General features: G+C 66.3%; 21 protein-coding genes. 12 read left to right on the plus strand and 9 right to left on the minus strand.

The genetic code is table 11. From position 1 onward, the window contains the following. The first annotated feature begins 7 nt into the window (after positions 1–7). Together JK364_RS00380 and JK364_RS00385 are read left to right on the plus strand one after the other, a co-directional pair. Positions 8–694: a type 1 glutamine amidotransferase domain-containing protein gene (locus tag JK364_RS00380; protein WP_201846315.1), complete on the plus strand. Its 687-nt coding sequence runs from the start codon at positions 8–10 to the stop codon at positions 692–694. A 33-nt stretch (positions 695–727) separates the two neighbouring features. Further along, a complete protein-coding gene (locus JK364_RS00385) occupies positions 728–1,126 on the plus strand; it encodes a nuclear transport factor 2 family protein (RefSeq protein ID WP_201846317.1) in 399 nt (132 codons plus the stop codon). Positions 1,127–1,380: 254 nt separating this feature from the next. Here JK364_RS00385 and JK364_RS00390 read toward each other — a convergent pair whose 3' ends face one another. After that, positions 1,381–2,976 (minus strand): APC family permease, encoded by a 1,596-nt coding sequence (locus JK364_RS00390; protein WP_201846319.1) that lies wholly within the window; start codon positions 2,974–2,976, stop codon positions 1,381–1,383. Positions 2,977–3,320: 344 nt separating this feature from the next. Here JK364_RS00390 and JK364_RS00395 point away from each other — a divergent pair, with 344 nt between their 5' ends. Beyond that, positions 3,321–4,085, plus strand: a complete 765-nt coding sequence (locus tag JK364_RS00395; protein WP_201846321.1) for a FadR/GntR family transcriptional regulator — start codon at positions 3,321–3,323, stop codon at positions 4,083–4,085. A 44-nt stretch (positions 4,086–4,129) separates the two neighbouring features. On the opposite strand, the gene JK364_RS00400 is transcribed toward JK364_RS00395, so the two are convergent. Continuing rightward, the gene (locus JK364_RS00400; RefSeq protein ID WP_201846323.1) at positions 4,130–4,267 is read right to left on the minus strand and encodes a proline racemase family protein; all 138 of its coding nucleotides are present in this window, start codon (positions 4,265–4,267) and stop codon (positions 4,130–4,132) included. Continuing rightward, positions 4,264–7,125: a SpoIIE family protein phosphatase gene (locus JK364_RS00405; RefSeq protein WP_201848768.1), complete on the minus strand. Its 2,862-nt coding sequence runs from the start codon at positions 7,123–7,125 to the stop codon at positions 4,264–4,266. Before JK364_RS00405 ends, JK364_RS00400 begins: the two co-directional genes overlap by 4 nt. Positions 7,126–7,425: 300 nt before the next feature. Here JK364_RS00405 and JK364_RS00410 point away from each other — a divergent pair, with 300 nt between their 5' ends. Genes JK364_RS00410 through JK364_RS00420 form a run of 3 tightly spaced genes read left to right on the plus strand, consistent with a single transcriptional unit; the run spans position 7,426 to position 11,057 of the window. Then, complete coding sequence (locus tag JK364_RS00410; RefSeq protein ID WP_201846325.1) at positions 7,426–8,892, plus strand: APC family permease; 1,467 nt, start codon at positions 7,426–7,428, stop codon at positions 8,890–8,892. A 51-nt stretch (positions 8,893–8,943) separates the two neighbouring features. After that, a complete protein-coding gene (locus tag JK364_RS00415; protein WP_201846327.1) occupies positions 8,944–10,566 on the plus strand; it encodes a GMC family oxidoreductase in 1,623 nt (540 codons plus the stop codon). Beyond that, complete coding sequence (locus JK364_RS00420; protein ID WP_201846330.1) at positions 10,563–11,057, plus strand: hypothetical protein; 495 nt, start codon at positions 10,563–10,565, stop codon at positions 11,055–11,057. The genes JK364_RS00415 and JK364_RS00420 overlap by 4 nt, the downstream gene beginning before the upstream one ends. A gap of 51 nt (positions 11,058–11,108) precedes the next feature. Here the strand turns inward: JK364_RS00420 and JK364_RS00425 are convergent, their stop codons facing one another. From JK364_RS00425 to JK364_RS57440, 5 genes are all read right to left on the minus strand, one after another. Then, positions 11,109–12,632 (minus strand): GMC family oxidoreductase, encoded by a 1,524-nt coding sequence (locus JK364_RS00425; protein ID WP_307841112.1) that lies wholly within the window; start codon positions 12,630–12,632, stop codon positions 11,109–11,111. Continuing rightward, positions 12,629–13,426 carry a hypothetical protein gene (locus JK364_RS00430; protein ID WP_201846332.1) on the minus strand — a complete coding sequence of 266 codons (798 nt, stop codon included), beginning with the start codon at positions 13,424–13,426 and terminating at the stop codon, positions 12,629–12,631. Before JK364_RS00430 ends, JK364_RS00425 begins: the two co-directional genes overlap by 4 nt. Positions 13,427–13,582: 156 nt before the next feature. Next, the gene (locus JK364_RS00435) at positions 13,583–15,007 is read right to left on the minus strand and encodes an aminobutyraldehyde dehydrogenase (RefSeq protein WP_201848772.1); all 1,425 of its coding nucleotides are present in this window, start codon (positions 15,005–15,007) and stop codon (positions 13,583–13,585) included. A gap of 46 nt (positions 15,008–15,053) precedes the next feature. Beyond that, the gene (locus tag JK364_RS00440) at positions 15,054–16,334 is read right to left on the minus strand and encodes a metal-dependent hydrolase family protein (protein WP_201846333.1); all 1,281 of its coding nucleotides are present in this window, start codon (positions 16,332–16,334) and stop codon (positions 15,054–15,056) included. After that, complete coding sequence (locus JK364_RS57440; protein ID WP_201846335.1) at positions 16,331–16,804, minus strand: acyclic terpene utilization AtuA family protein; 474 nt, start codon at positions 16,802–16,804, stop codon at positions 16,331–16,333. The genes JK364_RS00440 and JK364_RS57440 overlap by 4 nt, the downstream gene beginning before the upstream one ends. On the opposite strand from JK364_RS57440, the gene JK364_RS00450 reads away from it, so the two are divergent. The 6 genes from JK364_RS00450 (at position 16,692) to JK364_RS00475 (ending at position 24,206) form a co-directional block, all read left to right on the plus strand. Further along, positions 16,692–18,767 carry a S9 family peptidase gene (locus tag JK364_RS00450; RefSeq protein ID WP_201846337.1) on the plus strand — a complete coding sequence of 692 codons (2,076 nt, stop codon included), beginning with the start codon at positions 16,692–16,694 and terminating at the stop codon, positions 18,765–18,767. The genes JK364_RS57440 and JK364_RS00450 overlap by 113 nt on opposite strands. Positions 18,768–18,984: 217 nt before the next feature. Continuing rightward, positions 18,985–20,391, plus strand: a complete 1,407-nt coding sequence (locus tag JK364_RS00455; RefSeq protein ID WP_201846339.1) for an ABC transporter substrate-binding protein — start codon at positions 18,985–18,987, stop codon at positions 20,389–20,391. 5 nt (positions 20,392–20,396) lie between these two features. Then, on the plus strand, positions 20,397–21,371 hold the full coding sequence (locus tag JK364_RS00460; protein WP_307841114.1) for an ABC transporter permease: 975 nt from the start codon (positions 20,397–20,399) through the stop codon (positions 21,369–21,371). Next, the gene (locus JK364_RS00465; protein ID WP_201846341.1) at positions 21,368–22,252 is read left to right on the plus strand and encodes an ABC transporter permease; all 885 of its coding nucleotides are present in this window, start codon (positions 21,368–21,370) and stop codon (positions 22,250–22,252) included. The genes JK364_RS00460 and JK364_RS00465 overlap by 4 nt, the downstream gene beginning before the upstream one ends. Then, complete coding sequence (locus JK364_RS00470) at positions 22,249–23,232, plus strand: ABC transporter ATP-binding protein (RefSeq protein ID WP_201846343.1); 984 nt, start codon at positions 22,249–22,251, stop codon at positions 23,230–23,232. Before JK364_RS00465 ends, JK364_RS00470 begins: the two co-directional genes overlap by 4 nt. Then, complete coding sequence (locus JK364_RS00475) at positions 23,229–24,206, plus strand: oligopeptide/dipeptide ABC transporter ATP-binding protein (RefSeq protein WP_201846345.1); 978 nt, start codon at positions 23,229–23,231, stop codon at positions 24,204–24,206. The genes JK364_RS00470 and JK364_RS00475 overlap by 4 nt, the downstream gene beginning before the upstream one ends. On the opposite strand, the gene JK364_RS00480 is transcribed toward JK364_RS00475, so the two are convergent. Beyond that, positions 24,117–25,094, minus strand: coding sequence for an SMP-30/gluconolactonase/LRE family protein (locus tag JK364_RS00480; RefSeq protein ID WP_201846347.1), 978 nt, complete (start codon positions 25,092–25,094; stop codon positions 24,117–24,119). The two genes, JK364_RS00475 and JK364_RS00480, sit on opposite strands and share 90 nt — an antisense overlap. Positions 25,095–25,109: the final 15 nt, after the last annotated feature.

The following is a 25,109-nucleotide window of genomic DNA, read 5'->3' on the forward strand; positions in this document are numbered from 1 at the left end:
GAACGTTATGAAGGTCCTCATCGTCCTCACCTCTCACGACAAGCTCGGCGACACCGGCCGCACCACCGGCTTCTGGCTCGAGGAACTCGCCGCCCCCTACTACCGCTTCCAGGAAGCCGGCTGGGACATCACCCTCGCCTCCCCCAAGGGTGGCCAGCCCCCACTCGACCCCAAGAGCAACGAACCCGCCACCCAGACCGACCAGACCCGCCGCTTCGAAGCCGACCCCGAAGCCACCAGCGCACTCGCCAACACCGTACGCCTGGACTCGGTTACCGCCGACGACTTCGACACGGTCTTCTACCCCGGCGGCCACGGCCCCCTCTGGGACCTTGCCGAGGACCCCACCTCCGCCCGCCTCATCGAAAACACCCTCCGCGCCGGCAAGCCCCTGGCCCTCGTCTGCCACGCACCCGGCGTCCTGCGCCACACCCTCAACGAAGACGGCACCCCTCTCATCCACGGCAAGCAGGTCACCGGCTTCGCCAACTCCGAAGAGGACGCGGTCGAACTCACGGACATCGTCCCCTTCCTCGTCGAAGACGAACTCAAGCGCCTCGGCGGCATCTACACCAAGACCGACGACTGGCAGCCTTACGTCGTCCACGACGGCCTTCTCATCACTGGCCAGAACCCCGCGTCCTCCGGCCCCGCAGCCGACGCCCTCATCCAACTCACCGCCGCCCGCCCCTAACCCACAACCCACACACCGGAATCAGGAAACTCAATGGCCCATTCCCAAGGCTTCAAGGTCATCAGCAATCTCTACGCGGCCTACAAAGATGGGGATCTGGTTTCTTTCTACAAGGATCTGTCTCCCGACCTTGTATGGATTGAGTGTGAGGGATTTCCCACTCCAGGCGTATTCCGGAACAAGGAAGAGGTGGTCGACAACGTCTTCAGCGTACTCGCACGCGACTGGAGCCACTGGAACTTCGAGCTCGATCAGCTCATCGATGCTGGTGAGTTCATTGTCGCGACCGGAACGTACCAAGGGACCCACGGAACTACTGCCAGGTCCTTCAACGCAAGAGCCGCTCATACCTGGCACGTGGTCAACGGGAAGATCGTGCGATTCGAGCAGTTTGCCGACACACATCTTATACAAAGTGCCGCAACTGCTTAGCCCCCGACACCATCTGCCGCCATGCCGCGTATAGCCGGCGGGTGCTCGCCATCACGAGGAAATCGTGCTGGTCGTAGTCCTCAACGAGTGGCTACGACCAGCACTTTCCCTACGGATCCCAGGTACGGCCGGCCTCGCGCGGTGTCCGCTCGGCTGCTCTCCTCATCGTGTTCGCGATCATCACCTCGGTGGCGGTTCGCCGCTGAACCGGGGCCGCTGACTCGCATCCTCTTCGTTCAGCTGAATGTCCACCGTCACAGCTGAGTCCCTTCCTGTGCGCGTCCTCCGCTGCGCCGACCGCGGGATCCGGCGTCGCCTCCGGGCCGACTCGCCGCCGCCGTCGCGCGCATGCGCTCGGCAACCTCGATCGCGTCGCCCTCAGGACCAGTCTTGTTGCGGTCCGGGTTGCGCGTGAACAGGTAGACCAGGCCCACACCGGCGACTACGGCGAAGCCGATCAGCGCGATCCACTGGTCGTAGAACGGGCCGTCCCCAGTCGGCATCGCGAGCAGCACCATCGCCAGCACGCCGTAGATCAACGCGCCGATGGTGATCGGAGTACCGGCCCTGCCCAGCGCAAACTGCCCCGCGGGACGCCAGCCCTTAAGACGCATACGCAAGCTGGCAAACACAACCATCTGGAACGCGCAGTACACCGCGAGGACCTGGAACGCCGCGATCCGCAACAGCGAGTCCGGCTGGAAGTACACGAAGACGATGATGAAGATGGGCAGCACGTTGACCGCGACGAGAGCGTTCAACGGGACGCGCCGCTTCTGCGACATCTTGGCGAAGCGCTGGCTGCCGGGGAACATATTGTCCCGGGCGAACGAATAGACCAGACGGCTGGCGGCGGCTTGCTGTCCCATCACACAGGCGATGAACGAGATCAACGCCACGACGAGGAAGATCTTCGTTCCGATGACGCCCAGCGAGGAGAAGAGGATGGCGGGGATGGGGTTGCCGATGTCGCCGCTGACGATGGCCGGCAGATCAGGCGCGGCGAGCAGGTAACCGGCGAAGGAGAAGAAGGCCGAGATCGACCCCACCACCACTGTCAGCTGCATGGCCAAGGGGATGCGGCGGCCAGGGTTGGGCACCTCTTCCGCGACCTCGCCGCACGCCTCGAATCCGTAGCAGAGGACCAGGCCGACGATGGAGGAGCCGAGGAACGCCCAGACATAGCCCTCCCCACCGGCGCCGGCTCCGAGGGTGTCGAAGAACACCGAGAAGGGCTGATGCCGGTTGAACAGCAGAAGGTAGAGCCCGACGAGAATCACGCCGCTCAGCTCGGCGACAAGACCGACCTTGGCGATCTGCGACAGGGCCTTGGTACCGCCCACATTCAGCAGCAGACAGACCACGATCATGCCGGCCGCGATCAGCGCCTGAGTCAGGGGGCCGGCCCCACTGTCCAGCGATTTGGCGTCGGAGAACAGTGCGACCACGAAGTTCGGACTGAACAGCGCCGTCGTCGTGATGGCGACGATCACCGCGAATACGTATATCCAGGACAGGACCCATGCGTAGCGCCCGTTCCAGAGCCTGCGTCCCCACTGGTACAGCCCGCCGGCGAGCGGATACTGCGACACCACCTCGCCGAACACCAAGGTGACCAGGAACTGGCCCGCTCCGACGATGAGCATCCAGTAGATCGAGACCGGCCCGCCTGTACTCACTCCTGGCGCGAACAGGGAGAAGACCCCGACGAGCGGCGAGAGGTACAGGAACCCGAGAGCAAAGTTGGACCAGAGGCCCATCTTGCGGTCGAACTGCTGCTCGTAGCCGAGCGCCCTGAGCTGCTCGGCCTCCGGAGTCAGCTCCCCACTGAGCTTCTCTATGTCTGACATGGATACCTGCCCTAGATCGTCGATGCGTCACTGCGGCTGAAGGCATTGGGAGAGGACTGGCTCGAGGAGAGAGGGCACTCCTGAGGCGAGCCGGGATGTGCCCGACTCCAGGGGTTCGTCCCCGAGCTCCGTGTTGCCGCCTGATGATGGCCGATTAAGGTCAGCTTGCATAGCCGTTAGTGGCTAACTTTTGGTTCACCAAGGCTTCGCCTTGCCGCAATACATGACAAAACGTACAAAATTGCCGCACATGGTCGCCTCGGAGGCCGACAAGAAATGCTCAGCCGGAGCAGGCATTACCATAGGTGGTCATAAAGGATTCCTCATGATAGGGATGTCACCCCATGCGCCAGTTCTCCCCTGTTCGTTCGCGACGGGTCACGCACGACGTGATGGCGCAGCTACTCGACCGGCTCAAGTCGGGCGAACTGCGCGAGGGCGATGTGCTGCCAGGTGAACGGGTCCTGGCAGCGCAGATGGACGTGTCCCGTCCCACGATCAGTCACGTCATCGGCCGACTCACCGAGGCGGGTGTCCTCAAGAGCGGTCAAGGACGCAACGGCAACGCCGAAGTCATCTCCATCTGGATCCCCGAATCGCTGGCAGAGCACAGCAACGAAGTCTCCGGCGACCTGACGCCCGAGGCAATCTTCCGCATCCTCGAGGCGCGCAAGGCCGTGGAGCCGCGCGTCGCACAGCTGGCCGCGTTGCGGGCCACTGATCAGATCTACGACGAGATGACGCGGTCCATCCGGCTGATGCGCAAACATCGTCACGACGTGACCCGGTCTCAGCAGGCCGAACAGCTTTTTCACCGCATCATATGGCGCGCGGCGGGCAATCCGTCACTGGAGCGCATGATGAAGGGACTCGAGGCCGAAATCGCTCCGATTCACGAATTGATGCTGCGCACCACCGAGGACTTCGAAGCAGGCATCGAACTGCATGAGGCGACACTGGCCGCACTCATGCGGGGAGACCCGGACGAGATCGAACGGGAAATGGTGCGTCACCTGGCACACTTCGAAACGATCGTCGAAGACGCGCTGCAGCGCACCCCTCGTCGCAAACTACCCGCGTTTTTGATGCCGCTGGACACCCAGAACTGACGGAAGACAATCCGCGCGAATTCACGAGGGCGGAGCTACTGGGATCAACCCTCGGGCTCCCAGGGCCGTCCCACGACGAAGCCGCTCTCGCCGGGTATCGGCGGCAGCCCGCCGACGACAACCTTCCCGGACTCACCTTCGGCGTGCGCAGCAACCACGTACAGCGAACGGCTGAACCTCATGGAGCTGTCTTCCCACCGGCGGCGGCCGCCGGAAGCGGCTGCTCGGCCCAGATGGTCTTGCCCTTATCGGTGTATCGAGTGCCCCACTCCTCGGCAAGCTGGGCGACAAGGAAGAGACCTCGTCCACCCTCGTCGGTGCTGGCAGCGTGACGCAGGTGAGGGGAGGTGCTGCTGGTGTCGGAAACCTCGCAGATCAACGAGCGATCGCGGAGCAGGCGTACCTGGATGGGTCCGCTTGCGTAGCGGATGGCGTTGGTGACCAGTTCGCTGAGCAGCAATTCGGTGGTGAACGCGGCCTCGTCCAGCCCCCAGTCGCTGAGCCTGCGGGTGACGGCGGCCCGGATGTCGGAGACGACAGCGGGATCTGCCGGCACGTCCCAGTGGGCGATCTGCTCTGGGTCCAGGGCACGGGTGCGAGCGAGGAGCAGGGCGATGTCGTCGTGCCGGTGGTCGGGTACTACGGCGTCCAAGACGACCTGGCAGGTGTCCTCCAGCGGGACGTCGGAGTGTGTCAGTTCGCGGCCCAGCCGGTCGAGGACGGTGTCGATGTCGCCGTGGCGGTTGTCGATGAGTCCGTTGGTGTAGAGGAGCAGCCGGCTGTCTTCGGGGAGGTGTATATCGGCGGTTTCGAAGGGAAAGCCGCCCAGGCCGAGAGGCGGTCCGGCGGGTACGTCGGGGAAGGTGACGGTGCCGTCGGGGTGGACGAGCGCGGGTGGCAGATGGCCGGCACGGGCGAGGCTGCATCGTTGGGAGGTGGGGTCATAGATGGCGTAGAGGCAGGTGGCGCCGATGACTCCATCGCCGGTGGCGCTCTCTTCATGCGCGGCGGTCTCGTCCTGGTCGAGTCGGCCCACGAGTTTGTCGAGGTGGGTGAGGAGTTCGTCGGGGGCGAGATCCAGGGTGGAGAAGTTGTGGATGGCAGTGCGCAGCCGGCCCATGGTGGCGGCGGCGTGCAGACCGTGGCCGACGACGTCACCGACGACGAGGGCGACGCGGGCACCGGACAGCGGGATGACGTCGAACCAGTCCCCGCCGACACCGGATTCCGCGGGCAGATAGCGGCAGGCGACCTCCACGGCGTTCTGGTCCGGTAGACCGTGGGGCAGGAGGCTGCGTTGCAAGGCCAGGACCATGGTGTGTTCGCGGGTGTAGCGGCGCGCGTTGTCGATGGAGAGGGCAGCCCGGACGGCGAGTTCATGAGCCAGGGCGCAGTCGTCCTCGGTGAAGGGGCCGTGTTCTTTCAAGCGGTAGAAGCTCGCTACGCCGAGGGCTACGCCACGAGCGCTCAGGGGAGCGGTGATGAGGGAGTGGATGTTGTGGCCGACGATGGTGTCCTCAGAACGCTCGAGGTCCTGGGACAGCCATCCTGCGGCGGTCTCGAGGTCGGGCTCCAGCTGGGGGTGTCCGCTGGCCAGGCAGCGGGCTTGGGGCGTGGCGGGGGCGAAGCTGATCCGTTCGCCGACCGGATGGAAGAGGTAGTCGTCGCGAACGCCGTGGCTCACCGCACGGCGCAGATCGGTGTCAGGCTCCGGGGACTCCTCTCCGCGGATTACGGCGTCGCTCAGGTCGATGATCACGATGTCGGCGACCCGTGGCACGGCTATCTCGGCGAGCTCCTGGGCGGTGCGGGTCACGTCCAGGGTGGTCCCGATAAGGGCGCTGGCGTCGGACAGCAGTTCCAGACGGCGGCGGGCCGCCAGGGCGATCTTCCCGACCTCTGGCTCGCCGACCAGAAGAAGCCGCTCACCAGTCGTGCTGGGTGGACGGGGTGTCGCGCGCTCCGGTGGCGCACCAAGAGGGTGTGTGACAGCGGAGAGAGGTCCCGCTGCCGGGATCGATCGCGGTGGAGGGGAACCCGGCGGTTCCTCGGCAGGAGTGGCCACAGCGACGGCAGGAGTGGCCACAGCGAGACGATGTTCAGATCCGCCGACGGCGAAAACGGCCTCGATGGCGACACCGACTACCCCGGAGTGGCTCGTGACTGGCCGACTCAGCAGGGTGACCGCCTGGCCGTGGGAGAGGGGCACCTCGATGGCGGCCCACTGACCCGAGGAAATCAGCTCAGCGGCCCTTTCTCTCAGCAACATCTGGTCACGCCAGTGCAACGCGCTCTCGGCCAGTTCACCCCTATGGCATGGTTGCCTGTCCGGTTTCATATCCGGCGTGTTCGCACGGTTCTTGATCTCGAGGTATGCCTGCAGCAGTGCGCGCTCTCGTGCCGATCTCTGTTCCAATAGCCGCCGTTCGATGGCCTCAACTGCCCTGTGCATCAGGGACTCCATCACCGGGATCGTGCCGTGTACCGGGAAATCGAAGTCGATGATGCCTTCGATATGCCCGTCGAGGGGGTCACGCAGCGGGAAGGAGATACAAGCCTCCGACTGACCGGATTCCGTGAAGTGCTCGGCGCCGACTACGAAACTCGGTCGCCTTTCCGCCAGAGCCATGGCGACAGCGTTGGTCCCGGCGAACTGCTCGGCAACGTTGAAGCCTGGTTCGGCTTGGACCGGGAGGAGTCGTTTGATCACGGACAGGCCGCCGAACCGGTGCTGGAGTGCTGTGCCCTTCCCGTCGGTGAGGGTCACGAACGTCTCTGTCCCCGCTATCTTCGCCGCCAGCCAGTCAAGGACGGGCTCAGCCGCGTGGACAAGGCGACTCGTCGTGTCGTAGTCCTGCCCATAAAGGGGATCGTCATCGTTGGGGGAGATTCTCAGGTAACGGCAGCGCTGCCACGAGGACAGGATCACGTTACGTACACCTGTCGCGACCGGCTCGCCCTCCAAGAACCGCTCGCGGGCGCGCGCCAGACTCCTGAGGTCACCCTCCGCGACGATCGCCATCTGGTTCATTTCCCACATTGGAACGCTCCGACCACCGCGCGATTCCCGTGCTGGGCCCTCATACACGGTTTCGAATGTACTACCCCGGAGGCCGGGGCGTTCGCTTACCCAGAACGCCGCATCGCGTCTTCTCGTCATCCAGCTGGAGATCGCGATCTTCCCCCGATCGCCTTCGCCCCCCCGGTCCGGGCATGGTGCCTTACGTGCACCCGACGGACATCCGTCTCGCATGCCTACAGTGGAGGCAGGAGCACATCCACCAAGAACCGATTTTGGCCCTTAACCCTTACCATTAATGGTCAGTATGGTCACGATGTGATGGCAGCCCAGAAGAACACTCGGCACGCCGACCGTGAGGACCTGTACCGGCTCGGGTATAAGCAGGAGCTCCGGCGGATGCTCGGGCTGTTCTCCAGCTTCAGCGTCCAGTTCAGCATGATCGCCGTGGGTTCGGCACTGTTTCTGACGCTGCCGCTGGGCCTCCACTCGTTCGGACCCGCCATGTTCTGGTCCTGGGTGGTCGCGGGCGGGTTCCAACTCCTCCTCGGTCTGGCAGTCGCACAGCTGGTGTCCGCGTATCCGCTGGCCGGTGGCGTCTACCAGGTCATCGGCCGACTCACCCGGCGACACGGACCTGCCTGGCTCACCGGATGGCTGTTGCTGATCGCCCATATCGTGTCGCTGCCCGCGCTCGCCGTCGGCATGGCCCCCTACATAGCGGGATGGTTCGATGTCACGCTGCACGGGACCAGAGACGTGCTGGTGTGGACGATCGGGCTCATCGCCCTGGTGACACTCATCAACCTCACGAGCGTCAAGATCTCCTCGTTCGTCAACAACCTCGCGGTAGTCGCCGAAATAGTGGGCTTCACGCTGGTGATCGTCGCCCTGCTCGTCGTGAGACATCCCACGCAACCGCTGGCCTTTCTGACCAACTCCGCGGGCACGGCCCAGGGCGGCTGGATCGGTCCGTTCCTGCTGGCGGCCCTGGTCCCGGGTTACGTCATCTCCAGCTTCGACTCCTCGGGAAACGCTTCCGAAGAGACGTTGGATGCCGCCCGTACGGCGCCCAAGGGGCTGATACTCGCCAACACGACCGCGTATGTCATCGGAACTCTCGGGCTCGCGCTGATCCTCCTCGCGGTCGAGACCCTTCCCGCGGTCATGAACAGTTCCCAACCGATGAAGCTGATCATCTCCAGCAGCGTAGGCACCGGGGTGGCGAACATCTTCGTCGCACTGGTGATGGCAGCCCTGGTCGGCGCGATGGTGATGCTGCAACTGACCGCCGCACGTATCCTTTTCGCCCAGGCGCGGGACGGGCAGCTGCCGTTCGCCGGGTGGTTCCGCAAACTCAACAAGGAGGCCACCCCCGCCAACGCCACCGTCGTCAGCGGCGTGCTCGCGATCGGCTTCGCCGCGTGGTCCCCGCTGCTGAGCACCCTGACGGCGATGACCGCGCTCGCCTGGACCCTGGGCTACACCGCCGCAGCCGCTATCGGCCTACGGGCCCTGCACACCAAGCGCCTGCCCCACTGCCCCTGGAATTATGGTGCCTGGTCCCTTCCCATCTTCTGGATCGCCACGGTCTGGGGAGCCGTGCTGTGCGTGATCCTCGTCTGGCCGGATGTACTACACATCGGTGTGGGCATCGCCGGAGTGATCGTGACCGGTCTCATCATCTACCGGTTCATCCCCGCTTCCAGGCGAGGCCGTGTGGCCCACGAAGACGCCCCCGAAAAGCGTCACCCGGGCGGAGCCGCGAGGACGGCTGAGTCCTCCTGACTCCCGTCCGCGTGCACTCCGCCGACAACCGGCAAGAGGAAGCAGACCGTAATGGTTTCAGCACCGAGAGACGTGGCCAACGTCCTCGTCATCGGCTCAGGACCATCCGGCGGGGTCGTGTCGCACACGTTGGCCGCACGGGGCTTCCGCGTGGTGTGTCTGGAGCAGGGCGACTGGGTCAACCCGACCGACTACCCCGTGAACAACCTTGAGTGGGAGCTGCTCATCCAGAAGCAGTGGGCCCATGACCCGAATGTGCGCAAGCTGCCGGCCGACTACCCGGTGGACGTGTCCGAGTCGGACATACGGCCCGTGATGTACAACGCGGTCGGAGGGTCCAGCCTGTTCTACGGCGCTGAATGGCCCCGACTGCTGCCTTCGGACTTCCGGGTCCGCAGCCTCGACGGCATCAGCGACGACTGGCCGATCACGTACACCGACCTTGCCCCGTGCTACGACGAGATGGACGCGTTCATCGGGGTCTCCGGCCTCGGTGGCGACCCCGCCTACCCCGAGGGGCTCGACTACCCACTGCCGCCACATCCCCTGGGCAAGGTCGGCCGGCGTGCCGCCGCAGGTATGAACGCCCTCGGCTGGCACTGGTGGCCCGGCACCAACGCCATTCCCACGCAGCGCTTCAAGGAACTCTCCCAGTGCGCTCGCTGGGGCACCTGTGAATGGGGCTGTCCCGAGAGTTCCAAGGCGTCATCGGACATCGCCTTCTGGCCCCACGCACTCCGCTCCGGCGCCACACTCGTCACCGGTGCCCGCGTACGACAGATCCTCACCGGCAAGGACGGCCGTGCCAAAGGCGCCCTGTGGATCGACCGCGAGGGCGTGGAGCACCGGCAGCCGGCGCACTCGGTCGTGATCTGCGCCAACGGCATCGGCACGCCGCGTCTGCTGCTGCTGTCGGCCTCGGCCCAGCACCCCGACGGCCTGGCCAACTCTTCCGGCCTCGTGGGCAAGAACCTGATGCTCCATCCGAACTGCAGCGTGACGGGTTTCTACGACGAGGACCTGGAGAGCTGGCGTGGACCGGCCGGGCAGCTCATCCATTCCATGGAGTTCTACGACACGAACCCCGAGCACGACTTCGTGCGGGGCGCCAAGTTGCACGCCCTGCCCACCCCCGGCCCCCTCTCGGCCATCGAAGTCCACCGCACCCTCCCGTACGACGAGTTGTGGGGCCCGGCCATCCACCAGGTAGCCCGCTCCCACTCCGGTGGCATCCTGTGGGCTGCGAACTCCGAGGATCTCCCTGACGAGGCCAACCGGGTCACGCTGTCCCCGGGCCTGACCGACGGCACCGGCATTCCCGCCCCGAGAGTCCAGTACCGGATCAGTGAGAACACGCGCAAGATCCTCAAGTTCGCGGTGGACCGCATGGAAGAGATCCACGCCGCGTCCGGGGCAAGGGAGACCTTCCCGGTCGGGCTGTGGGTCGACCAGCCGGGCCATCTGCTGGGCACCGCGCGCATGGGCAACGATCCCGCGACATCGGTGGTGGACTCCTACGGCCGCGCCCACGACGTGCCCAACCTGTTCATCGCGGACGGCAGCATCTTCGTCACCAGCGGGTCGGCCAACCCGACGTGCACGATCACCGCACTGGCCCTGCGCGTCGCCGGGAACATCGCCGACACCGCCTCCGACCAGAAGGTGGCCCCGTGAGCAGCACAACGCCCTCCGACCAGCCCTTGCGGCTGTCCGTCCCGTCCAAGTGCCACGCGCCGCGGCCCATCACCGCCCGCGAACTGGCGACCCTGCGCGCGGTGGCCGACATCCTGGTTCCGGCCACCGGCCAGGATGCCGCGGCTACGGACGCACCGGACTTCGACAACTGGCTGCGCCGCGCCGTGGACGCACGTGCCGACTCCTTCGACCTGCTCACCAAGGCGCTCGCCGACCTGGACGGTCTGGATCAGACCGCGCTCGACGTCGCTCTGCGCCGACTGCACGCCGAGAAGACCGAAACCTTCGTCGTCCTGTCAGCCGTGATCGCCGGAGCCTGGCTCATGGTGCCCGAAGTACGGGCCGCCATGGGTTACCCGGGCCAGAAGCGCGACGTACCGCGCCTCGAGGAGGCTGCCGACCAGCTCTCGGACGGCATCCTCGACCCGGTCCTGGAACGCGGACACTTCTACACCCCGGCTCCCGAATAAGCCGACGAAGGAGCCACATGCATAACAGCAGTGCGGCGAGGCGAAGGCCGTTCAAGCCGTCGCTCCGATCATGAACCTGGCGATTCTTTCCGCGACCACGACTGTCGGCAGCGCCGGCGTGGCGCGGGGGATGTCCGGGAACACCGAGGCGTCGGCGATCCGCAGTCCGGTGACACCGAACACCCTTCCCTGGTGGTCGACGACCGCCATCGGATCGTCCGCGGTGCCCATGGCACACGAACCGGCGGGATGCCAGTAGTGGGAGTGGTGACGCATGATCCAGTCGTTCATGCCGGCGTCGTCCAACGGGATCGGTTTGTGCAGGGGCGCGCCGAGGTGGCGGTCCATGCGGGGTACTACGTTCTCAGCTGCCCAGCGCAGGCCGTAGCGGACGCTCTCGAGGTCGGCGCCGGCATCGTCGCTGAAGAAGCGGGGATCTACCGCGGCCGGCGTGTTCGGTGCGGCAGACGTCAGCCGCACGGTGCCACGCGAACGCGGACGGAGTTGGCCGATCGGCACGATGCACCGCCAGCCGTGCTCCTGGGCCGGGTCGGGCTCCACCCACGGATAGATGTGCAGGTCGTATGGTCCGTCGGAAACCGGGGAGCGGAGTTTGAGTACGCTCTGTTCCTGCGGGAGCCAGCCGCGCCGGGAGAACTCGTCGAGATCCCGGCGCAGTTCGGCGGTACCTGCGAACTCCATCAGCGCTGCGGGGTGGTCATGCAGGTTGGAGCCCACCCCAGGACGGTCACTGACCAGGGCGAGGCCCCATTCCTCCAGATGGGAACGAGGGCCTATACCTGAGCGCAGAAGTACCTCGGGGCTGCCGTAGGCTCCCGCGGCCAGGACCACTTCACGTGCTCGGACGGTCGATGTCCGCTCGTACCCGATGACCGTGACGGCGTCGACAGCGCCGTCACGGAAGTGGATGCGGTCAACATGGGCGTCGGCTGCGATGACGAGGTTCGGCAGGGTGCGCTGGGAGTCCAGGTAGCCGAACGCGGTGTTCATCCTGGTGAGATCGCGGATGTTCACGGGCGCGCACCCTACGCTCTGTGATGCGTCGAGGTCGTCGAGATCGTCTCGGACCGGTATCCCTGATTGGCGGCAGGCGCGGACGAACTCTCGTTGGAACGGCTGGATCTCCTCCTGTGTGTAGCGGCGGAATCCCAGGTGTTCGGCGGCAGCCTCGAAGAGGGGAGCCAGGTCGGACGCGCTCCACCCCGGGCATCCGGCAGCGGCCCATGCGTCGTAGTCGCCGGCCCAGCCGACGGACTGACTGCATCCATTGTGTGCGGAACACCCGCCGATCACCCGTGCACGGTCATACTTCAATGGCTGGCCGGCCGCGCCCTGTCCTTCATATCCCCAGTCGTGGGTCGTGGGCAGCTCGGCCGCGTCGAGGAGTTCCGCGGGCCAGTTGCCTTCCGTGAGCGCTCCGTAGTCGGGTCCGGCTTCCAAGAGCAGCACGTCCCGCCCGGACGCGGCCAGCCGCGCCGCGATGACGCACCCTGCCGTTCCTCCCCCGACCACGATGGTGTGTGCTTGCTCCGGCAGTGATCCAATCGAATTCACGATGGCGTCTCGGATTCTTCCGTATCTTCGGGAAGCGGCTCACTGAACGCATGGACAACACCGAGATAGGCGCTGGCCAGGACACTCCAGCCATTGGTGTCTGTCCGCTTGGGAATGTCCGGGTGCGTGCGCGAGCGCAGCAGGTAGCCGACGGACAACGCCTCGATGGCCCAGATCAGATCTTCCATGGTGCGGTCGGACTTCAGGCGGCGACGCGCGTAGCGCAGCAGGATGCTCAGCAGGTGGTCCGTCTCGTTGACATACCGTTCATTGGCTCCGGCTTGGGCGTCTCGCACCATGTCAACCGGGGCCAGAGCCCCGAGTCCGAGTGCCAGGAACAGTTCCGGCGACGCACTGGTCCACCGGAAGTCGGCCTCGCTGATCTGACGGAAGATTTCCTCGGGCGCTTTCCCGTCGGCGACCAGTTCGAAGGCGAGCGCTTGGATCTGTCCCGCTCCGGGGGTGGCGATCTCGTCCATCACATGGCTCATCAGTTCCCGTTGGAAAGCGGCCTGATCCGGCCAGATCTGATAAAAGGCTCCGGTGGTCAGCTTTTTTTCGTCGGGATTGCGGCGGTTCACCTCGGCAAGAACATCGGCGATGCGGATGTCGGCCAGCGGGTTGTGCAGTTTCGCCGACTCGGGACGGGTTCGCTCGATGGCGAGGTTCGTTGCCGTTGCCAGCAGCAGGGCTCGGGTTTCCTCGCGGGGGCGGTGTCGGCGCAGCGGACGCCGGGAGCCGGTCGGCTGCGTGCGTGTCGACTTCGTCGCGCCATCTTTCGGGGTATCCACCATGCGGTTAGAGTACTCCGTATCGTGAGATGGTAAATAATTTACCATGAGCTTCGCAGTCCATCGGTGATGACTGTTGGCGGAGGCGCGGACCGCCGGGGGATTCCGTACCCCCGGACTCGCGGTCACCTTCGGGGAGCAGCCCGACGATCTCAGGGCTCATGCCCATGCGAGCATCACATGCTTGATCCTGGTGTATGCCTCCAGGCCATAGAGCGAAAGATCCTTGCCCTCACCGGTCTGCTTGAACCCGCCATGCGGCATCTCGGCGGCCGTCGTGACGTGGGTATTGACCCAGGTGATCCCGAAGTCGAGTGCACTGGTGACACGGGCGGCGCGGCCGATGTCGCGGGTCCACACACTGGACGCCAAGCCGTGACGGACGTCGTTCGCCAGCTCGACCGCGTCCTGCTCGTCGGAGAAGCTCTGCACGGTCAGAACGGGCCCGAAGATCTCCTCCTGGACGATTTCGTCGCTCTGCGCGACTCCGGTGACGACGGTCGGCTGGTAGAAGAAGCCGGGACCGTCCTCCGCTTTTCCGCCGACAGCGACCCGGGCGCTGCCGCGTCGGCGTTCGACGAGTCCTGACACCCGTTCCAGCTGGGATCGGCTGATCAACGGGCTCCGGCCGTCCCGGGAATTGCCCTGGTCCACCTGTGCGAGTGAGCGGGCATGGCCGACCAGCGCTTCCACAAGGTCGTCATGGATGTCGGAGTGCGCCAGTATCCGGGACGGAGCGGTGCAGTCCTGGCCGGCGTTGTAGAAGGCGGCCTCGGCGATCAACTCCGCGCACCGGCTCATGTCCGCGTCCTCGAACACCAGGACCGGGCTGTTGCCGCCCAGCTCGAGATGGGTCCGGCGCACATCATCGGCGGCGATACGCACCACCTCGGTGCCGGCGCGGGTGGATCCGGTGATGGCGACCATGTCCGCGTGCGGATGGCCGGCCACCAGCCTGCCGGTCTCCCGGTCTCCGCACACGAGGTTCACACAGCCCGGTGGCAGATGGCGTCCGCAGATCTCGGCGAGCAGCAGCGCGCTGGACGGAGTGGCCGCGTCGGGCTTGAAGACCACCGTGTTGCCGGCCGCGACGGCCGGTGCCAGTTTCCAGACGGCCGTCATCAGTGGGTAGTTCCACGGGGCGATCGACGCGATCACGCCGACCGGTTCGCGGCGGATCATGGATGTGTGGCCCGGCACGTACTCCGCCGCGGCACGGCCCTCCAGCATGCGCGCCGCGCCGGCGAAGAAGCAAAGCTGGTCGATGATCGGCAGCAGTTCCTCGGAGCGGAAGAGTTCGGTTGGTTTTCCGGTCTCCTTGCATTCGGCGGCGACGAATTCGTCCGCCCGCTCTTCCATCTCGAGCGCTATGGCCAGCAGTGCCGCCTGACGTTCCCCGGGCGTACTGATCCGCCATGTCCGGAATGCCGTGACAGCCGCATCGAAGGCGGCGTTCACCTCGTCGGCCCGGGAGACGGCAGTGAAGCCATGGACTTTCCCGGTGCGGGGGTCGACCAGGGGCAATTGCGCGGAACTGGCGCCAGGGGCGCCATTGATGAACTTGCTCATGACCTGGTTGGTCATGCGGAAACTCCTCTCGTATACCCAGGCGCCCGGAGCGCCTTGCGCGTCATGCCGCGGTGCGGGTCCCGATGGGCCTGGATTCCACCGGGGCACCGTCCATATAGACGGCCTCGATCCGGTGAGCCAGACCGGTGAAGTCATGGGCGTGGCCGGACACGACGACCAGGTCCGCGCGCTTGCCCGGCTCGATGCTGCCGTACCTGTCGGCAACTCCCAGTAGCCGGGCGGAATCCAGGGTGCTGGCGCGAAGTACCTTCGCAGGGCTCAGGCCATTGGCTCTCATCAGGTCCAGCTCTTCGAGGTTGCGACCCGGAGCAAGCCCGACCGCGTCGGTGCCCATGGCGATGGTGACCCCCGCCTCGCACGCCCGTTTGAAGGAGATCAGGTGCGCTTCGGCGACCTCGTGCGCTTTGGCGAGTGTGGCGTCCGTCAGTCGCGCACCGCCGGCCGCAGCCTCCAGCACGCTCTTGGGGGCGAGCAGGGTGGGCACCAGGAAGGCATCGTGTTCGAGCATGAGCTCGATCGCCTCGTCGTCGAGGAAGATGCCGTGCTCGATCGAGCGTACGCCTGCGCGCAGCGCGTTCTTGATGCCTGCCGAGCCCTGGGCGTGGGCCATCACCGGGAGATCCGCCGCGCGGGCCTCGGTGACGGCAACGGCCAGTTCATCCTGACTGAAATGGGCATGGTGTGGTCGGTCGCGCGGTGACATGACGCCGCCGGATGCGGCGACCTTGATGACGTCGGCTCCTGCCCGGATGATCTCGCGGACCGCTTTGCGCATCTCCTCCACGCCATCGACGACTCCACGAGGCCGGCCCGGGTGCCCGATCCTGTTCTCGACGCAGTTTCCGGAGGCGAGCCACCCGTCCGAATGCCCGCCTGTCTGGCTGAGCATGGAGATGGCGATCTGCAGGCGGGGTCCCTCGAGCAGCCCGTCCTCCAGGGCGAGTTTCACGCCCAGGTCCGCTCCGGCCGCATCCCGGGCGTGCGTGATGCCGATGCTCCGCAGGATGCGGAGATGACGAGCGGCCTGAAAGAACGGGTAGGAGAACGGAGTCTGCAACCGGTCCACGGTGTCGATGCTGCCGATCATGACGTGAACGTGGCAGTCGATGAGTCCCGGCAGGATCGACCGTCCTTCGAGGTCCACCTCGACATCGCCGTCCAGACCGGTCCCGATGTCGACGATCCTGGCGCCTTCGATGACGAGGTCGCCATGCTGGGGCTCTGCCCCCGTCCCGTCGGCGATGAGGCCGTTGCGGAACAGGACCCTCTCGAGGCGTGCGGGACGCTCGATCGAACCCAATGCGTTACCTCCGTAGGTCATGCGAATCCCCCAGCCTCGGCGGGACCGTTGTCGTGACGCGGATTCCCGTCGCGGATGCCCCAGCCGAATTCCTGGACAAGGGGTGCAATATAGAGCGAAGGGTCCGCAATCCGGCCCGCAATCGCAACGTCGGCACCCCCTCCCCGTGCGTCGGCGATCCCGCCACATCCCAGACAGGAACGGCCTGACGGTCGCCGTGGTGGCCGGTGGCAATGTGCTCGATCGCGTTCTCGAGCGCCCCGATCCGCCAGCGCGGCCTGCCCGTTGTCAGAGGCATGAATAGTGGCCATGCCCGGACTGTACATGAAACTTTCGTAACTCGTAATATACTTACGAATCTCGAACGAAGGAGTGCCCATGCCCGTGACTGGCACCGGATACGACCGCGCGACAGCCAAGGCCGTCGATGCGATGGAGCTGATCCACAGCGCCGACCTGAGCCCCGACGGCAGGCTTGCCGCCTGGTCCATCTCCCGCATCGAGGGAGACACCGAACGACGCGGCCTGCGCCTGAGCGCTGTGGACGAGCCCGGCGAGGCCCCTGTCGCCCTGGAGTTCGGCGAGTGCGACCACACCCCCGCTTTCTCGCCGGACGGCAGTCGTCTGGCATTCCTTTCGAGTGATGGCCCGGCCACGCGCATCGTGCTCGCAGGCCTGTCCGGCGCACCCCATGTCGACTTCGAGGTGCTCGTCGATCCGGACGAACCGAACCGCTCGGTTTCGGGGAAACCGGCATGGAGCCCGGACGGCCGCCGCCTCGCCTACGCGGCCACGCACCGCACCCGTGTCGCCGGGGCACCGTACCGGATCACCCGGGTGATCGGTTGGGCGGACGGGCTCGGTCTCGTCGACGACGCAACCGCCGACATCTTCGTCTACGACCTGGACGCCGGGACGCATACGCGGCTCACCGACGACGAGTGGGTCAACAGCCAGCCGGCATGGCTGCTGCCCGCGGACAGTCCCGAACCCGACGGGGCCGGGCTCGCACGGATCGCCTTCCGCGCCGGCTTCGGACCAGAGGAATGGCAGCAGAGCATCGCGGCCGTCCGCTCCGTCAGCGCCGACGGATCCGATGCGACCGTCACCGAACACATACGGGCACCCGACCTCTTTTCCCTGGCGGCGCTGAGCGACGGCCGGATAGCGGTGACCTCCCTCGGCGCGAAGCCGCGCTCGCTGGGGCGGCTGTTCACCGTGGATCCGGCGAGCGGTGCGACGACGGAATCGGTGCCGGGACACATGGTCGACCGCACCACCGGTCTGAATCTCGACGTCAACGGCGATGTGCTGGGCGACATAGCCATCCCCTTCATGGACCCTGACGCGCGACTGCTCGTACATGAGGGTGACGCTCTGCTCCGAGTGCACGTCGAAGACCGCCTGGAGGTGCACCGCATCGCGCTGGACGGCGAGCCGCGCGCCACGACGCTCCTGTCGGGCCCGGGCTGCTTCTACCCCCTGGCGGTGGCGGGGCGGCGCCTGCTCCACGCCACCGGTACGCTCACCAGCCCGCCCGACCTCTGGGTCCGCGACATGGACACGGGCGAGGACATACGGCTCACCGACACCGCCACCCGAAACCGGGCCCGCGCCGTGCCGTCTATGGCCACCACCTTCCGGGTCCCCACGGAGAACGGCGTTTCGGTCCAGGCCAAACTTCTGCGACCCGCGAACGCCGTCGGAGCGCTGCCGACCGTTCTGCTCATTCACGGAGGACCCAAAGCAGCTTACGGAGAGGCCTATGTCACCGACGCCCACCTGCTGTGCGGCGCCGGCTTCGGGGTGCTCATGGTCAACCCCCGCGGCTCGCGCGGCTACGGCATGGACTTCGCTGACGCCATCATCGGCGACTGGGGCAACGACGACTTCCGCGACCTGACGGCGGCGGTGGACTTCGCAGTGGAGGAGGGCTGGGCGGACCCGGATCGGCTCGGGGTCGCCGGTCTGTCGTACGGGGGCTACATGTCCAGCTGGATTGTCGGCCACACCGACCGGTTCAGGGCCGCCGTCATCGAGAATCCGGCGACGAACTTCTCCAGCATGTACGGAACCAGCGACGTCGGGCTGAGCTTTCTGCCCGCGGTACTGGATGCCCTGCCCCAGACCGACTCCGATCGGTACCGCGAACTGTCACCGATCACCATGGCTCATACCTGTACCACGCCGACCCTGCTGATCCAGGGCGAGGCCGACCACCGCTGCCCGCCGGAGCAGAGCAAGCAGTTCTACTCCGTGCTGCGGCGTGCGGGATGCGTCGCCGAGATGCTCATGCTGCCGGACGCATCCCACGAAGGAACGATTTCGGGCCCGGTGCCGTCGCGCCGGGCGCAGAACGAGGCGTTGGTCGACTGGATGGTGCGCCATGTCAAGAACGCCGGCCCGGTCGGGCCGGACACCGGGGAGAAGGCATCCCTTTCACCTCACGTCTAGACGGGCGACGCAGCCCGTCGTAGATTGAAGCCTCGCTTGGTAGATAACTTACGAAACTGCGAGGGAAGTTATGTGCAGGTCGGCAACAGAGGCCACGGCGTGCGGTGCGGCGCTCACGGTCGCCGCGCTCCTCCTCAGCGGGTGCAGCCCCAGCAGTTCGACCTCCTCACCGTCCGGATCCGACACCGGGCCCGCCAAACGGGGTGGCTCGCTCGCCATGTCGCTCAGCAGCGCCATCGACACGTGGAATCCGCAGAAGGCACTGGCGACCCAGAGTTACCGAGTGTTCCCACAGGTGTACGCGTCGCTCCTGCGCTCCACCCCGGACGGCAAGACCCTCCGGCCGGCCCTGGCCTCGTCCTACAAGGCGGATCCCAAGGCCAAGACCTTGACGTTCACGCTGAACCCGGACGCGAAATTCAGCGACGGCAAGCCCGTCACATCCGCGGACGTCAAGTTCTCGGAAGGACTGTGGAGCAAGGGAGAGCTGTACGGCGGCTACTTCTCCTCCATCAAGTCCGTGCAGACGCCTTCCCCCAGGACCGTGGTCTTCAAGCTCTCCAAGGCGGACGAGACGCTGCCCGCCGTCCTGTCGACCGCCAACGCCGCGATCTTCCCCGACAAGTACGGTGGCAGGACGGCGGACGCGTACTGGAAGAAGCCAGTCGGGGCGGGCCCCTTCATGATCAGCAAGCAGACCGTGGGGCGGTCCATCGGCCTCACCCGCAACCCGCACTACTACCGGTCCGGCCTGCCCTACCTCGATGGGGTCGAGTACAAGGTGGTCGCGGACGGGGGGCAGCAACTCCTGCAGTTCCAAAGCGGGTCCCTGGACGTCGTCAACGGTGTGGAGCTCGAAGCGGCCGCCCAGTACCCCAAGGACCAGATCGTCGGCGCGCCGTCGTCCGGTGTCAGCGTCCTCACCACGAACACGAAGTCGGGTCCCCTCAGTGACGTCCGCCTCAGGAAGGCGATCGCACTGGCCATCGACTACAAGAAGCTCGTCGCCGGCGGATATGTCGGGGAAGCAAGCGTAGCGACGTCACTCCTGCCGCAGCAGGTCCCAGGCGTCACGAAGTGTCCCAGCTGTACCTGGTCCACAACGGATCTGGCGACGGCAAAGGACCTGGTCAAGGACTCCGACTACAACGGTCAGAACATCGAGCTGATCGTGCCCAGCGACGGCGGCCCCGGAAAGCTCGCCGCACAGGCCCTGGTTCCGATGCTGGCCGAGGCAGGCGTCAAGGTCACCGTCAATCCGCTCCCGACCAGCTCTCTGATCGACAAGCTGAGCAAGAGCGACTTCCAGCTCGGAGTGATCACCTACAGCGCACTCGCGCCGACTCCCATCGACCCCCTCGGGTTCCTCGGAGCGACGGGCGTCGTGTTCTCCCAGTCCAGCCCCGGGCCGGCCAACAAGGCGCTGGCGGAAGTCCACGCGGCGAGCAGCCCGTCCGAGGTGACGGCCGCCGCGCAGGCCTTCGAGGCCACTGCCGACAAAAGCCGCGCGGCGATTCCCCTGGCAGTGCCCAAGGCACTCGACGCGGTGGCCGACCGGGTGCGGGGGTTCGCCGCGGCGCCCTACCAGGCGTACTGCGCGGACGAACTGAGCATCAAGAGCTGACGATCGTGTTCGGCACCGTCAAAGGAAGGGAGGGGCGTTTCGTGGTAGCGATGAGAGTCCTGCTGGGCCGGCTGTTCCAGCTGATCCTCGTTCTGCTCGCGGTCACGCTGGTGGTGTTCGTGCTGACCCAGATCGCGCCGGGCGACGCCGCCAGGCTGCGCCTGGGACCACGAGCCTCGCCCGAAGCAGTGAGCGAACTGCGCCATCAACTGGGACTCGACCGCGGTCTGCCGCGGCAGTACCTGGCCTACATCATCCGGGTGCTGCACGGTGACTTCGGAACGTCGATCGACGGGCAGCACGTCAGCAGCATCATCGGCCAGCGCATCGGAGACACGCTGTGGCTCCTGCTCGGCACACTGATGTTCGCCGTACCGGCAGCACTCATCCTGGCGTGGACCGCTGCCTGGTTCAGGGACCGAACCGTCGATCATGCGATCAGGCTGGGCGTTCTCCTGGCCATGTTCCTGCCGGCGTTTTGGGTCGGATTCCTGCTGATCAGGCTGGTGGCCATGCCCACCGGATGGTTTCCGGTCGCCGATCTGGGGTCGGGTCCAGGAGACCTCATCCGGTCACTGGTACTGCCCTCCGTCACCGGAGCGATCCTTCTCACCGCCATCCTCGTACGAAGCCTGCGATCAAGCCTGATCGACGTGCTCGACTCCGAGTACATCGCCGTCGCTCGTTCTCTCGGGGTGGGGGGCAGCACTCTGATAGTCCGGCATGTGCTGCGCAACGCTGTCGGCCCGGTCCTCACGCTGCTCGCGCTGAACGTCGGCTACCTCTTCTTCGGAGTCGTCATCCTTGAAGCCACTTTCAACATCCCTGGACTGGGCAGCGCCCTGGTCGAGGCGTCGGCCAAGCGAGATGTCTATACGGTCCAGGGCATCACACTGCTCTTCGCCGCGGGAGTCGTACTGGCCAACATCCTCGGCGAGACCGTCGTCTCGATGCTCGACCCGAGGACGGTGAGCACATGACCGCCACTCTCAAGGCCGGGGAGGAAGTACCGCGTACTCGACAGCCCCGCCGCCGTCGGCGCGGCGACGGCAAGCTGGCCGTCGGGGCGGTCATCGTCGGGCTGTTCGTCCTGGCGGCGATCTTCGCACCACTCATCACCAGCGGACACCCGGCTGACCAGGACCTGCTGAATCGGCTCGCACCACCCTCGCAAGCCCATATTCTCGGCACGGATCAGCTCGGCCGTGATGAATGGACACGGCTGGTCCACGCGATCCGGATCGACCTGCGCGTGGCGGCGCTCGGTTCACTCATCCCGGCGATTCTGGGCAGTCTGATCGGCATCGTCGCGGGCCTCGGCAACCACTGGCTGGACGCGGCCATCATGCGCACGTCCGACATCGTGGTGTCGCTCCCGCTGTTCGTCTTCTTCATCGCCCTGGTGGGCCTTCTGGGTCCCGGCACCGGGTTCCTGTTCCTCGACCCCGGCGAGTTGCCGCTCATCATCGGTTTCACCGTCATCTCCTGGGTCGTCTACGCACGTCTGCTGCGCAGCGAAGTACGGAGGGTGCGCTCCATGGACTACGTGCGTGCCGCGCGACTGGGGGGCCTGCCTCGATGGCGGGTGATCACCTGGCACATAGTGCCCAACGCGATCGGCCAGAGCATCGTGTACTTCTTCGTCGATGTCGGGCTCGCCGTCGTAGCGATCTCGACCCTGTCCTTCCTGGGCGTCGGCATCCCCATCGGAACCCCGGAATGGGGTTCGATGATCCAGGCCGGCCGCAATGTCATTCAGACCAACTGGTGGCTGATCGCCGCGCCCGGAGCCGCGATCGCCCTGATCGGAATGGGTCTTGCCCTGATCGGGGACGGCCTGGACGATCGGATCAAATCATGACCGGTACCGAAGCCGTGATCGAGATCGCGAACCTGTCGATCGCCGCGGGACAAGGCGGGGTCACGCTGGTGGACGACGTGTCCCTGCATGTCGACGCCGGTGAATGCCTCGGCATCGTGGGCGAGTCCGGATCGGGGAAGAGCCTCACCCTGCGCTCCGTGCTGGGTCTCCTTCCGCCCGCACTGCACCAGACACGGGGGACCATGCGGTTCCAGCGGGAGAACGAGGGGCTGCATTCCGTCGGCCCGCGCGAGCTCCGCGGCCGCGGAGTTTCGATGATCTTCCAGGAACCGATGAGTTCATTGAACCCGACCATGCGGATCGGGGACCTGGTCGCCGCCGGTCAGCGGGCCCGGGGCATGTCTCGCCGAGCCGCGGCCGGCCAGGCCTTGCGTCTGCTGGCCGAAGTCGGAGTGCCGCACCCGGAGCAACGGGCCCGGGCGTGGCCGCACCAGCTCTCCGGCGGACTGCGGCAACGCGTGATGATCGCGATGGCGCTGTCGGTGGAACCGACCCTGCTCCTCTGCGACGAACCGACGACCGCGTTGGACACCACCGTTCAGGACCAGATCCTGACCCTCGTGGAACGCCTGCGGATCGAGCGCGGCCTGGCCCTGATCTTCGTCAGCCACGACCTTTCGGTGATCTCACGCATCGCCAACCGCACCGCGGTGATGTACGCCGGCCGCGTCATCGAGCAGGGACCCACGCATGCCCTGGTCGACAACCCCCGTCACCCCTACACCCGTGCACTGATCGAATCGATGCCGCAACTGCACGGTCCTCCGACACGGTTGAGGACCATCAGCGGATCCCCGCCCACCGCGGGCCGGCTCCCCGCCGGTTGTCGCTTCGCCCCACGCTGTCCGCTCGCCGCGGACGCCTGCCATGAAGCGGACCCGCCTCTGCTGAGCATCGGTCCGCATCGATCCACGGCGTGCTTCCGGCAGACGGCCCTCAACGCTGGAGAGCAGCCATGAACGCCCTCATCGAACTGGACGACATCGAGGTCCACTTCAAAGTCAAAAACCGGCGATCCGTGACGCCTGCGACCCTGAGGGCCGTCGACGGCGTCAGTCTCGCGGTCGAACGCTCCCAGTGTCTGGGCGTCGTCGGCGAGTCGGGATGCGGCAAGTCGACACTGGCAGGCGTACTCGTCGGACTGACGACACCGACGGCCGGACAGGTCCGCTACGACGGCCAGGACATCGGCCCCCGCCGTTCCAAGGAGCTGCGCCGCCGTATCCAGATGGTCTTCCAGGACCCGGTCGCGTCGCTCAACCCCCGTCGGCGGGTCCGCTCCGTACTGGCCGAGCTCATCGACTGCCACGGCCTCGTCCCGGATACCGGGATGGCCTCCGCCCTGAACTCGCTCATGGAGATGGTCAATCTGCCTACTCGTGTCCTGGACGCACGACCGCGCGAACTGTCCGGGGGACAACGCCAGCGTGTCGCCATCGCGCGCGCCCTCGCCGTCCAGCCCGACGTACTGGTCGCCGATGAGGCGGTATCGGCCCTGGACGTGTCGGCCCAGGCCACCGTGGTCAACCTCCTGGCCGATCTTCGCGCCGATCTCGGGCTGACCATCGTGTTCATCTCCCACGACCTGGGCATCATCAGAACGCTCTGCGACCGTGTCGCGGTGATGTACGCGGGCCGGGTGGCCGAGGAAGGACCAGCGGACGCCATCTTCGCCACCCCCCGGCATCCGTACACCAGGGCGCTGCTGAAGGCCGCCCCCGACCTGCGGCGCCGAGCTGCCGAACCACGTGTGCCGGCACTGGAAGGCGAACCCTCCGGAGCCCTCGACCTCATCACGGGCTGTCCATTCCAGCCCCGATGCCCCGAAGCCGAGGCCATCTGCTCAGCGGCCCCACCGCCCTATGTTCAGCACGGATCGCACCGTACTGCGTGCGTTCATGCGTCGGACCAACTGGGGCCTGTGCCGGGTTGAGACCTGCTTGGCCCTCAGCCGGATCAGCCGGGCGGGCTTGCCGTGACCGCCGCTGCCGAAGCGCTCGCCCGCGGCGGTCACCCACAGAGTGTCCGGATCCTCCGGATCAATCGCCACGGAGGTGCTGGTCTCGACGCCCTGGCCGGCGCGGGCGATCTCCGTACGCCGTCCGTCCGGAGCCAGCCGCAGCACACTGTCGAAAATATGTGTGGCCAGATAGAGGGTTCCGTCGTCGTGCACCGCGAAATCGTCCGCGAACAGACGGTCGGCCACGATCTCGAGGTGCGTGGTGTCGGTGGCGGCGACCGGTACGCGCAGCAGCAGCGCACGCGCGGTGTTGGTCAGGAAGACGTGCTCCCCGGCAACGGTGATCCCGTTGATGCCGGGGACGCCGACCGCCTGTTCCAGCGGCGTGAAAAGTTCGTGGTGGATCCATTGGGCGGCTCGTCGCGCGTCGAGATCGACCGCCAGTACGATGCCGAGCGCGGAGTCCGCGATCAGCAGCCGCCGGTCGTCGCGGGCCATTCCGTTACCGAAGCGGAGCTGGGGAAGGTCGCACGCGTGCTCCACATCGCCCTGGCGCACGCGATTGAGGCACCAGCCGGGCTCGCCTATGGTTCCGGAGATCACCCAGGCGCCGTCTCCGTCCGTAACGATCCCGGTCGGTGTCGAAGCGAGTTCCGCGAAGGTGCTGCGCCGGCCGTCGCCCGTGACGAGGTCGATCCGGCGGTGGGACGGCACGGTGACCAGCCAGCCGCCGGGCGGAAAGGGTGCGAGGTTCTCCACAAATGTGCCCGGCTCCCATTCCGTGATCGTTTCAGCCGGCACCGCGGCGAACGGCGCCCGTTCATGGTTCAACTGGTCGTACAGCAAGCTGATGTCGCTCATCGCATTCCGTCCGTC

The organism is Streptomyces endocoffeicus (assembly GCF_016741935.1).
GTDB classification, from domain to species: Bacteria; Actinomycetota; Actinomycetes; order Streptomycetales; family Streptomycetaceae; genus Streptomyces; species Streptomyces endocoffeicus.